The organism is Alsobacter sp. SYSU BS001988 (genome assembly GCF_054796215.1).
The window spans coordinates 608,512-619,746 of sequence record NZ_JBTAMK010000001.1; the positions used below are offsets into that span (position 1 = coordinate 608,512).

Consider the following 11,235-nt stretch of genomic DNA (forward strand, 5'->3'; position numbering starts at 1 on the left):
ACTCAGCGCCGTCATCCAGACTTTCTCGGCCGCGCCGTGTCGGATCACCCTCAAGGAGGCGCTCATGACCCGCGCCAAGCTCTTCACGCCATTGCAGGTCGGCGATCTATCCCTCGTCAACCGTATCGTGATCGCGCCCATGTGCCAGTATTCGGCGCAGGACGGATGCATGACGGACTGGCACCTGATCCATCTCGGACAACTCGCCATTTCAGGAGCCGCCCTGCTGACCATCGAGGCGACAGCGGTGACGCCCGAGGGTCGCATCACCTATGGCGACGTCGGCTTGTATTCCGACCCTTGCGAAAACGCGATCAGGAGCGTCCTGGAGAGCGTTCGGCGCTGGTCGGACATGCCCATCGCGATCCAGTTGGCGCATGCCGGCCGCAAGTCCTCGACCGAGGTCCCCTGGAAGGGCGGCGCCCAGATCCCGCCCGGACGGGAGGGAGGCTGGCAAACCGAAGCTCCTTCGGCAGTGGCCTATGAGGCCGGGGAGAACGCCCCCACGGCGCTCGACGGCGCAGGCCTGGAGCGGATTCGCGAAGCCTTCGCCCAAGCCGCCCGGCGCTCGGCCCGGCTCGGAATAGATGCGATCCAGATCCATGCTGCGCACGGCTATCTGCTGCACCAGTTCCTGTCCCCGCTGTTGAACCAGCGCGAGGACCACTATGGCGGTTCGCTGGAAAACAGGATGCGTTTCCCGCTCGAAGTGTTTGAGGCGGTGCGCGAGGCGTTTCCGTCGGATCGTCCCGTGACCGTGCGGGTGTCGGGCACCGACTGGGTCGATGGTGGCTGGGATATCGCGGGGACGATCGCCTTTGCGGCAGCCTTGGAGGAACGCGGTTGCGCCGCCATCCATGTCTCGAGCGGCGGTCTGTCACCACACCAGAAGATTCCCGTGGGGCCCAGCTACCAGGCGCCTCTCGCCCGCGAAGTGAAGGAGGCGATCTCCATCCCCGTCGTGGCCGTCGGACTCATCACCCAGTTCGACCAGGCCGAGGCCATTATCGGAACCGGGCAGGCCGATATGATCGCGCTGGCCCGGACCATTCTGTACAATCCTCGCTGGCCATGGCACGCGGCGGCCCATTTTGGCGCTCACGTCAAAGCGCCGCGCCAGTATCTACGCTCCCAGCCGAGACGGTTCGCAGATCTGTTCTCGGAGCCGACGCAGGATTGAGGCGACTGCGCGATGCTGGCCCACAAGGAGCCGAGAGCGAACGGCGCCGCCCTCGGGCCGCCGTCGCTTTGACACGGGCAGGAGCGGGGCCTGTCTGCAGAGGAGGCCCTGCGCTCAGATCGGGCGCTGGATCGAGATGCTGCTGACGGGCGACCCTCCCTGGACGGCGCAAGTTCTTCGGTCACGTGCTTCGCTGCCCAATCGTTCTTCACACAGGCAGCCATCGTTCCTTCTATCGCCTCACCTCCGCGTCATTGCCGCGCTCCCGTCACCGGCCAGGACTTCGGCCCGTCGCTCATGCCATTCCTGAGGATGACTGGAGCGGGCCCGTCCATGTTGCTGAAGGACGCAGTCGGCGCGATCAGACGGCCCAAATGCGAACGACAGGCCCATCTCGGACCCGACCGGGCGTTGAGCGTCTGCTTGGGGTGGCGTGATGGCGATGTGCGGCATGGCGCAACCGCGAATTCCCGCCGGTCCACCGATGCGCAAGGCGGGGAAATTGCCGGTATTTCGACGACTTTCGCCTGCTTGCAGCTAAGCGCTCAAGGAATTTGGCGCACCCGACACGATTCGAACGTGTGACCTTTGCCTTCGGAGGGCAACGCTCTATCCAGCTGAGCTACGGGTGCCTGCGGCGAAGCCGGCCGGGATTGTCTAGCCGATTGTGGGACGCGTCGCAAGGCGAGGGGGTTGGAGTGGCGGGGGTGTGCCGAACGAAGGCAAAGGTCACACGTTCGAATCGTGTCGGGTGCGCCTCACTCGGACCGCGAGTAGGCCGATGCCACCTCTACGTCGACTGCGTGCCCGCCCGAGACCGGGCGGGCACGAAATCTAGAGGTGTTTCAGGCCTGCGGCTGAGGCTCCAGCCCGGCGTCCGGCTCTTGCCGGGGCCGGCCCTTGCCGGCCGAGGGCACGACCGGGGCCGAACGGCTCGGCGGATCGTCGGAGACGTCGCGCACGGGCGGCTTGCCGTTCAGAAGATCGCGGATCTCGTCGCCCGAGAGGGTCTCGTATTCGAGAAGCCCACCTGCGAGCTTCTCCAGATCCTCGCGCTTCTCGTTGAGCACGCGCGTGGCCTCGACCAGGCCTTCCTCGACCAGCCGGCGCACTTCGGCGTCGATCTTCTGCGCGGTGGCCTCGGAGATGTTCTGCTGCCGCGAGACCGACATACCGAGGAACACCTCGTCCTGGTTCTCGCCATAGGCGACGGTGCCGAGCTCGCTGGAGAAGCCCCAGCGGGTCACCATCATGCGGGCCAGGCGAGTGGCCTGCTCGATGTCGGACGCCGCGCCGGACGTCACCTTGTCGTGCCCGAAGACGATCTCCTCGGCGACGCGGCCGCCCATCATAATGGCGAGGCGGGACGTCATCTGCTCGTAGCTCATCGAGAGCTTGTCGCGCTCCGGCAGCTGCATGACCATGCCCAGCGCCCGTCCGCGCGGGATGATGGTGGCCTTGTGCACCGGGTCCGTCGCTTTGACGTTGAAGGCCAGAATGGCGTGGCCGGCCTCGTGATAGGCGGTGAGACGCTTCTCCTCCTCGCTCATCACCAGGGTGCGGCGCTCGGCGCCCATCATGACCTTGTCCTTGGCGTCCTCGAACTCGCTCATCGTGACGATGCGCTTGCCGCGGCGGGCAGCCAGCAGGGCCGCCTCGTTGACGAGGTTCATGAGATCCGCGCCCGAGAAGCCCGGAGTGCCGCGCGCGACGGTCTTGAGGTCGACGTCCGGCGCCAGCGGCACCTTGCGGACATGGACGCGCAGGATGCGCTCGCGGCCGATCACGTCCGGGTTGGGGACGACGATCTGGCGATCGAAGCGGCCGGGACGCAGCAGCGCGGGGTCGAGCACGTCCGGACGGTTGGTCGCCGCGATGAGGATGATGCCCTCGTTCGCCTCGAAGCCGTCCATCTCGACCAGCAACTGGTTGAGGGTCTGCTCGCGCTCGTCGTTGCCGCCGCCCAGGCCCGCGCCGCGGTGCCGGCCCACGGCGTCGATCTCGTCGATGAAGATGATGCAGGGCGCGTTCTTCTTGGCCTGCTCGAACATGTCGCGCACGCGGCTGGCGCCGACGCCTACGAACATCTCCACGAAGTCGGAGCCCGAGATGGTGAAGAACGGCACGTTGGCTTCGCCCGCGATGGCGCGCGCCAGCAGCGTCTTGCCGGTTCCGGGAGGGCCTACCAGCAGCACGCCGCGTGGAATGCGCCCGCCGAGGCGCTGGAACTTCTGCGGATCACGCAGGAACTCCACGATCTCTTGCAGGTCCTCCTTGGCCTCCTCGACGCCGGCGACGTCCTCGAAGGTCACGCGGCCATGGGCCTCGGTGAGGAGCTTGGCCTTGGACTTGCCAAAGCCCATAGCCTTGCCGCTCGCCCCCTGCATCTGCCGGGACAGGAAGATCCACGCGGCGATGAAGACGATCAGCGGCATCCAGCTGACCAGGAGTTGCAGGAACCACGGAAGGTTCTCACCCAGCGGCTTGGCGGAGAAGTTCACGCCCTTCTGTGACAGTTTCTGCACCAGGTTCGGATCGTTCGGCGCGTAGGTCTGGTAGCTGCGACCGTCCGAGAGCGAGCCATGGATCTCAGGACCCTGGATCACCGCACTGGCGACCCGGCCCGAATCCACCTCGTTGAGGAACTGGCTGTAGCTCATGTCATACGCCTGACCGCGCTGCCCGGGATTCTGGAACAGGGTCACGAGCGCGAGCACGAGCAGGAAGATGATCACCCAGAGGGCGAAATTGCGCACGTTCGGGTTCATTACCGATCGATCGCCTTGGTGAGGCTCGGACCGCAGGGCGATCGCGAGGCGTTGCGTTTGCCTAATGTAGTCACGTTCTGCGCCTCTGCCACCAGGAACGAGAGGCTTTCGCCTATTACCTGCACGGAGCCCACTCGGTTCCGCATGAGCTGTTGGTTCGCGTTGGCGAGGGTCAGAGGCAAAGCCGCCACGTAGCGTGGGCAAATTGGCACTCGGCCGCGCAGCTCTAGATCTGTCATACCCCCTGTGCTGGTGCGAGTCACCCCGACGGCGCGGCCTGCCCAGGCGCCGTCTACCTGCCGTGCCGCGAGCTGCAGGACTCCAAGGCCGTTCCGGACCCCTCGCATTGATCGTGGATATTTGACGGCCGGGTTCGATGGTCGGCCTCATGGGCCAACCTTAGCGATTAACGGGAACGCGGCGCCGACTCGCCGGTCAGATCTCGATTCCCTTGCGACCTGCTCCTGCGCGTCAAGCACGACTGCTAATCCGTGCCATAACCCTTCCTTTTTTGGATCTCGCTAGGTAGGCTCCCCCAAAACGAGGGGCACTATGACTTCACTGGCAGAATTTCCGATTGAAAACGTTGAGGGGTTATCAGCGGGGTCAATTCGCGAGCTTAGAAGGTTAGGTTACGAAACGCTGGGCCAGATCTCAGAAATTGAATTTCACAACCTATATGGCCCACTCGGATTCGATCAAGCCAAGCTTCTGCTGAGGGCGTTCAAAAAACTGGGCGGATCGGCCCGATTCTCTCGTCCAGAGTGGTCAGAGGCTGACTGGGAAGATTTCGTTCGGTCCTTAGTTACGAGCGAAATTGTGACCTGGTCTGAAATAGCCATGGCAATATGCGGCGAGTTAAATCCACCTCAAGTGGGAACAGCCATCGCATCAAATTCTTCATTTCAGGCCAAGTTCCCGCCAAGGCAGACCATGAGAGCTGTAATGGAATGGTTTTACAGCCAGTCCGGGAAATGTGAAAAGTGTGGCACAAGACTGTATCTTGAGGCAGACCACAAGAAACCGAAGGAACAGTTCCTGGCGGAAGGTCTGAACGTATCGGACGCAGATACATTGGATAATTTGCAGCTTCTCTGCAAGCGCTGCAACGTTACGAAGCGCCAGTCTCATGAGCTTGGAGGAATATCTTTCGGTCCTGCACAGAGCGTTCTAATTTGGATACTTTTGTTTAAACGCCCAACGTCTAGGGAGCAATTTTACTCCCTTTGCCGGCAGCACGGTCTCACAATGGCAACCATCCGTTTCGATGAAGCATGGGCGTTTGCGGAGTGGTTGAAACGAGAAGGTCGATATCAGCACGCAGATAGCCCGAGTGCATCTGGGACGTCTAGATCAATGGCAATCTAACAACTGACTACCTGGGTCGAAGCGAACCGAGGCGATGGCTTCGTCTTCCGATTTGAGCGATCGCCTGTTTGCAGCGGTCGCACTCAAGCAGAACGTCGAGGATTTAAGGGTGCCTCCTCGCGATTCCCAGGCCGAGGAGGCGAACTGAAGGGAGGAAGTTCGTGGGACCGTTGATGTCACATGCGCAGAGAGTGCCGCCGCGTCCAACCCCACCCGGATGCGCCAGCAGCGGGTGATCCTTGCGGACCCGCACCTCCAGAGCCATATAGCCGAGCGCACATTTCTTCTCCCCCGACTCCGCAAATCGACGTCCCGGCCTGTCCTCGGGCGTCGGCCACACCTTCGACGAGGAATCCCCCTTGGCAGAACTCTGCCGGCCCTCTACTGAGCTCAGAATCAGCGAGTAGGCCCGCGCTGGCGACTATGCCGCAGCTCAGGGGACGTCGGCACGCACAGCTGATCAGGCAGGGAGCGCTCCGGGGTCGAGCGTTTCACGGTAATCGATGTGGGGAGGTGTGCGTGAGGCTGAGTTGGGAAGTTACCGCACTACAAAGCTTTCGATGGGGTGGGCTTACCAATTTCGGATTCGCTGCCGCCACGAGATATCGCCTTGGTTAGCCGTTCCGCCGAGATTTCAGGCACGGAAAAGCGGCCGGCGAAATGCTCTCCGGGGTTTCGGAAGAAACTGGCATCGCCTTGACGCGCGGTCAACTCAAATTCGCAGTGGATTATCCGGCGGTATGGCTTGCTCTGGTCGGGCACTCATCCTAAAAGCCTCTCGTGACAAAGTATCAACAGATGCCTTCAATCGACTATCTTGTAGATGAATTCGAGCAGCTCCTCGACGTAGTGATGCCGCGTGAGCAGCTTCTGCTTGATTCTGCATCACGCATGATAGATTCGATCGGGTTGGACCGACGGATAGACCGACACATCAGGCGCAAAAACCTGTTTGCGCTCGTCAACGCGAAATTTGACTTTGCTGCTGATTGCCTAGCTCTCGTTCTAGCCCGAGCTGCCGCTCAGCGGAAGACGTTCAACTACCACGAAAAGCTAGAACTTGCGTCTGCGCTAAACCGGGGCGACATGGGGTTGCTGACCGAGCTCGTCTCCCTGAAAGGAGTAAGCCTCGATGCATTGGACGGCATTTCTCCGCCTTCACATGCCGTCACGAAACGGCTGTTGCATTCGGAAATGAAGACACCGACGCTTGTTCGCAAGGATAGCAAGCCTCGTGATTGGTCTCGCGAAATTCTTTGTTCGCTTTTTGGTGGGTTCGTATTTTCCAGTTTTCCGAATGAAGTAGCTCATGGATTCTTTGATCCCAGTTCAGGAAATTATGAACCCGACTTTTGGCTTCACCTTCATGCACGTAACCCGCAGCTATTTTCCAGATCACACACTTTGACTCACCTAAGCCCTCCTCCTGGCACCCCAATTGAGCTGCTATTCCAGGCGGTAAAGCAGGAATACGGAAGGCTCGCAAATCACGGCCACCTCTCCATTCATCTTGAAGGGTGGGGCGACGAGGCATGGCGAGCCGCGGCTCGGCTCACAATTTTCGCCGAAAAATTCATCAGGACTCGATTACCTCATGCCTTTTTTCAGCACAAAAAAATTGCTGCAGAAACACTGCTTTTCAATCCACAGCTGGATGAGACCAGATGTCAGTTCGCTGTAGCCGATCTTGGCTTCAGCTACCGGGATACCTTTGTATTTGCCGACCAATCTGTCTCCAGCGTGTTGCTTTTATTCCAAAAGAACTCGATCGACGAGACAATAATTCCATGTCCTGCTTGTCGTAGCCACGACGTTCAAGGCAATTCCTACTCGTCGCTTGGCGTGAAGAGTTGGGAGTGCCGCAACCCGCTCTGTCCAGACCGAACCAAATTCAACCGCGGAAAGCGCTACTCTTTCTTACAGCTGTTGAAGCAACAAGCGATCAATGATCCCAACAATGAAATACCTTTGTCGTCCATACGCAATTGGGCGCGAGACGTGCAGCCGTCATCTTCGTCGGACGCAATCGTTGATATGCTTGTTCGGCATTACAGCTTAGCGGGCGATGGAATCTGCACCGTAGACGCAACTCCATCCGCCCCTTTAGGGCGCAACCTTCGGTCCCTCTCGTGGCCCGAATACAAAGAAGGCCTTTCATCTGATCCCGATGCCGCTGGTCCTTTTAGTGGCCCTTACTTCATAAGAGCAACTGCCAGGCCAGTTAGGTCCGTCGATGCCAATATCTTCCCGACCGAAAAAAGAGGGGCGCTGACAGCGATAAACGGCGACTCAACTGACGTCTTGTTCGGTATGGCGACTGATTCGTTCGACGGAGCAGTTACATCTCCGCCATACTATAACGCGAGGGAGTATTCGCAATGGCCAAATATTTATTGCTATTTGAGCGACATGCGTCGCAACGCCGAGGCGATCTGTCGAGTTCTCAAGCCAGGCGGATATTATCTATTTAACATATTTGATTACTTCGACAACGAGAACAATGTCGCTCTGTCCGCCATGGGCGAAAAGAGAATGATCCTCAGCGCCTATTGTGTCGAGCTGTTTGAACGTGTGGGCTTAAAATGTGAGGGAAATATTGTTTGGGATAAGGGTGCGATCGAAGGAAAACGGGCCTTCAACGGCGGCAACAACTCCCCATACTATCAGGCACCGTTCAATTGCTGGGAACACATCCTGGTATTTCGGAAGCCTGGTGATAAGGTTCACCTCATAAGTGAGTTTCCGTCCATAATTCGGGCGAGACCGGTCCTGAAAATGGTCAGAGGGGAAAACCGTCATGGTCATACTGCGCCATTTCCGGAGGAACTCCCCCTGCTGCTGCTGGAACGTTTGAAACCAGGCACCGCAATCGTGGATCCGTATGCGGGTAGCATGACGACTGGAGTGGCGGCCGCACGATGCGGTATAGCGGCGACTTGTATTGAGATCAATAAGGCTTATTTCGAATTGGGTCTGGCCAAATTCGAGCAACTTGATCTTCAAGGTGATCTTTTTCAATTCAGCGCATAATCAAGCGCGATCGAAATTGCGGTCCCGCCCGCCTGGAACGATACTCATCGGAGCTCGGCGTCCGGCGAGCAGGTTGACCGACAAGCAGATCATCCAGATCATGCGCCAGGCGCTTCCCCATTTGACCCTGAGCCAGCGTCCGCGTCTACGTTGCCCGCTATGGCAGTGCGTCGAAGTCGCTGTGCCTGTATTTCGCTACCATTTCCCGTAACCGCTGTGGCGCAAGCACTTCTACCGCGTCGCCCCACTGATAAAGGTGCCAAGCCATTTCGAGAAAACCGGCTGCCCAGAAACGAACAGTCAATGAGCCATCAGCCCCGGTAATGTTCTTCTGCGAGGGATGAAACTGATAACCGCGAGCGTGTTCGGCCGCGTGTGGCGCGAATTTCCAGACGACCTCGCCAAATTCGCTATCATTCTGAAACAAGCCAAAGGCGCGATTTGCATATCTTGTCAGGTCGAAATCTCGCGGCCTGACAAAGCTGCGACCGGTGAGCCGCGCGGCGCTGATCTGATCCATGCGATAGGTGCGAACGGGGCCTTGGTCATCGGCTTCCGGGCGCGCAATCAAATAGCGCCTGGCTCCGGCTAAGAGGCCATATGGCGTGACGGCGCGCCGGCGTGGCGCAGTGTCAGCATGTCCCTGATAGTCGATTTCAACAACGACGCACGCTTTGATGGCCTCGCTGACCGTTAGAGCCACGTTCGCATCGATGCGCGGCCGTGGGCCTGGGCGTGCAACAAAGCCTTGCGCTTCGAGTAAGGCGTCGTGATCGGTCGCCAGCCGGCTCGCCTTCGGCCCAGGCACAAGCGCGAGAATCTTGCACTTCAGCGTCTCGAGCAGGCGCCCCTCGCGCTCTTGGCCGCCCCGCATTAAATCAGCGATGGCGAAGTCCAAGGCAGCGAGTTCATCGGCGTGCAGCGATAAAAAGTCTTTTAGCGCGTTGGACGTCGGCATGCGCCAACGCTTGAAGCCTTCGTCATCGAGCTCGCTTCCCACGTCGGGGAAGCGGGTCTCGATTTGCCGCAGCATGCGCTGCGCTGTGCGCCGTGAGCAGCCGAATTCTCGCTCGACCTGAGCCAATGTCAGGCCGGCGCGATGAGCGCGCAACAGGGTTGCGAGTTCGAGCAGTTGATCGGCCTTGGCGAACGACATGCACGGCACCTGACAGAATCTGACATCCCCTTGTTCTACGCCTGTTCGCGTTAACGCGAGGGTCCTAATGCGTGATTCCAATTGGAGCGACAAACGGTTCGATCGGCCTTTCGGCGACATTCTTGTCGCCGTGGCCCTAACGCTGGCGCTCCTTATGTGCTGGCAGGCCGTTCGCTGAGGCAAGGCGGCGCGCCAATTGCCGCTGCACTTTTCGCGCTTATTCGAGTTCGTCGAAGGGATGGAGTTGTGGCCGCAATTCGCTAACCAAGCGATCGAGCGCTTCCCAGGGGTCATCCCGCGCAATTTCGCGTTCATGCTTGAGGCCGTGACCGGCCCACCAGGCTCGAGCGATGTCGACCGCCTTCTGAGACGGGCGTCGGTTCTCAGGTCCATTGCAGCTGCTAACAATCCAGCCATGCAGCACATGGCGCTGCAGATGAAGGATCAGGCCGCCTTCGTCACGCACTTCATAAAAGGCATGCCGGCCGCGCAAGACGCCAAGCATGTAGCGCATCAAGCAATTGCGATACCCAAGCGCGGCCTTCTTCAGCGCCGCAACGCTGTGCAGCGGCCGAACCTGCGCCGACCCCGGGAAGGGTGGCCCAGGATAGTCGGTGGCTCCCTCGAGCCATGCGAGCACAAATGCATCGGCACGGCGAGAGCGCGCGAACGCGGCCGCGAACTGCGCCTCGGTCGTGCCGGGGCGCAGCTTTCGCAGCAGCCCGACGGCGCTGTTCAAGTCTCTGATCGTGTCGGCCGAGCCGCGCTCGAACACGCCTGGCACACGCAAGACCGCGTTCAACACGAACAGGGCTGAAAGCGATCCGCCATCGATTGTCGGCATGTAGCGCAGGCAGCGTTGCTCGCGACGCATGCTGCGATCGGCGAATACGGCCCAGAGGCGGCGATAAAACCACGGTGGTTGTGCATCGAGGCCGACCCGGGCCAAGGCGCCGCGATAGCCATCGGGGCTTGCGCCGAACGCCATGCTGATGAGCTGACGTGACTCGCGATGCAGAATGCCGTCGATCAACAAGTCGAGGTCGGGCGCGCGCAGCTCGTAGGCTTCGCCGTTTTTGGCATCGCCGTGCGGCTGCCCCGTCGGCCCTGGGTGCGTCAAAGCGACATAGGGCGACAAAAAGGCGAAAATGGCTTGGCGTCGGCCTGAGCCGCTGGCGAGGATTGCTGAAAACAGACCCGGCGAACGGGCGTCCAAAATCGCCAGAAAGTCGAGAGCCCAGCCGGTGACCCCGGCGACACGGCGCAACGGCGAAGTCTTTTGATGGGCGGCGGTCGCAGCTGGCTGATCTGTCGTAAGCTCGTTTAAAGCACCAAGTTCGACTTGCGGCATGCAGTGTCACCCCTCATGCGACACTGATGCCAGATGGGCGTGACAAAAACTGTCACTACCGCGCGCTCGTCGTCGCGGCCGCGTGCTGCCTCGGCGACACTGCCAGCACCGGCGAGAGTGGTCGGGTTGTTCTTTGCTCCCGGGGCTAATCAGCCGCAGCTCTTGAGAGCGGCAAACTAAAGGCGGGATGCATAGCAGCGGACGAGTTTGCAATACCGAAGGCCAGAGTCGCGAGCTGCGGCACGCCTTCCTCAATATGAGAGGGCTGCGCGTGCACGCGCTCTACTTTCTTCGCAATCATTGGGCCACGGCGGCGCGACTTGGCACAGCAGCGTCAACTCAACCAGGTGTGAAACAGCGCCGCCATCTTGGGCTCACTGCT

The 11,235-nt window shown here is 60.2% G+C and carries 6 protein-coding genes and 1 tRNA gene; 3 read left to right on the forward strand and 4 right to left on the reverse strand.

Annotated features, from left to right (window positions below; all coding sequences use genetic code 11):
* Positions 1–64: 64 nt before the first annotated feature.
* On the forward strand, positions 65–1,180 hold the full coding sequence (locus ACYVO7_RS02680) for an NADH:flavin oxidoreductase/NADH oxidase (protein ID WP_460448290.1): 1,116 nt from the start codon (positions 65–67) through the stop codon (positions 1,178–1,180).
* 555 nt (positions 1,181–1,735) lie between these two features.
* Here ACYVO7_RS02680 and ACYVO7_RS02685 read toward each other — a convergent pair.
* Together ACYVO7_RS02685 and ftsH are read right to left on the reverse strand one after the other, a co-directional pair.
* Positions 1,736–1,812: transfer RNA gene (locus tag ACYVO7_RS02685), tRNA-Arg, on the reverse strand.
* Positions 1,813–2,025: 213 nt separating this feature from the next.
* Positions 2,026–3,948: an ATP-dependent zinc metalloprotease FtsH gene (gene ftsH, locus ACYVO7_RS02690; protein WP_460448291.1), complete on the reverse strand. Its 1,923-nt coding sequence runs from the start codon at positions 3,946–3,948 to the stop codon at positions 2,026–2,028.
* A gap of 552 nt (positions 3,949–4,500) precedes the next feature.
* Here ftsH and ACYVO7_RS02695 point away from each other — a divergent pair.
* Entirely contained in the window at positions 4,501–5,316 is an 816-nt protein-coding gene (locus tag ACYVO7_RS02695) for an HNH endonuclease (RefSeq protein ID WP_460448292.1), read from the forward strand.
* A gap of 780 nt (positions 5,317–6,096) precedes the next feature.
* A complete protein-coding gene (locus tag ACYVO7_RS02700) occupies positions 6,097–8,346 on the forward strand; it encodes a DNA methyltransferase (protein WP_460448293.1) in 2,250 nt (749 codons plus the stop codon).
* A 157-nt stretch (positions 8,347–8,503) separates the two neighbouring features.
* Here ACYVO7_RS02700 and ACYVO7_RS02705 read toward each other — a convergent pair whose 3' ends face one another.
* Both ACYVO7_RS02705 and ACYVO7_RS02710 read right to left on the reverse strand, forming a co-directional pair.
* Positions 8,504–9,502 carry a helix-turn-helix transcriptional regulator gene (locus tag ACYVO7_RS02705; protein WP_460448294.1) on the reverse strand — a complete coding sequence of 333 codons (999 nt, stop codon included), beginning with the start codon at positions 9,500–9,502 and terminating at the stop codon, positions 8,504–8,506.
* A gap of 217 nt (positions 9,503–9,719) precedes the next feature.
* Positions 9,720–10,853 (reverse strand): hypothetical protein, encoded by a 1,134-nt coding sequence (locus ACYVO7_RS02710; protein ID WP_460448295.1) that lies wholly within the window; start codon positions 10,851–10,853, stop codon positions 9,720–9,722.
* Between the last annotated feature and the right edge of the window lie 382 nt (positions 10,854–11,235).

What these genes read in the sequence shown, in the direction of transcription:
- ACYVO7_RS02680 (WP_460448290.1), top strand. Translation starts at nt 65, where the DNA reads ATGACCCGCGCCAAGCTCTTCACGCCATTGCAGGTCGGCGATCTATCC.
- ftsH (WP_460448291.1), bottom strand. Translation starts at nt 3,948, where the DNA reads ATGAACCCGAACGTGCGCAATTTCGCCCTCTGGGTGATCATCTTCCTG.
- ACYVO7_RS02695 (WP_460448292.1), top strand. Translation starts at nt 4,501, where the DNA reads ATGACTTCACTGGCAGAATTTCCGATTGAAAACGTTGAGGGGTTATCA.
- ACYVO7_RS02705 (WP_460448294.1), bottom strand. Translation starts at nt 9,502, where the DNA reads ATGTCGTTCGCCAAGGCCGATCAACTGCTCGAACTCGCAACCCTGTTG.
- ACYVO7_RS02710 (WP_460448295.1), bottom strand. Translation starts at nt 10,853, where the DNA reads ATGCCGCAAGTCGAACTTGGTGCTTTAAACGAGCTTACGACAGATCAG.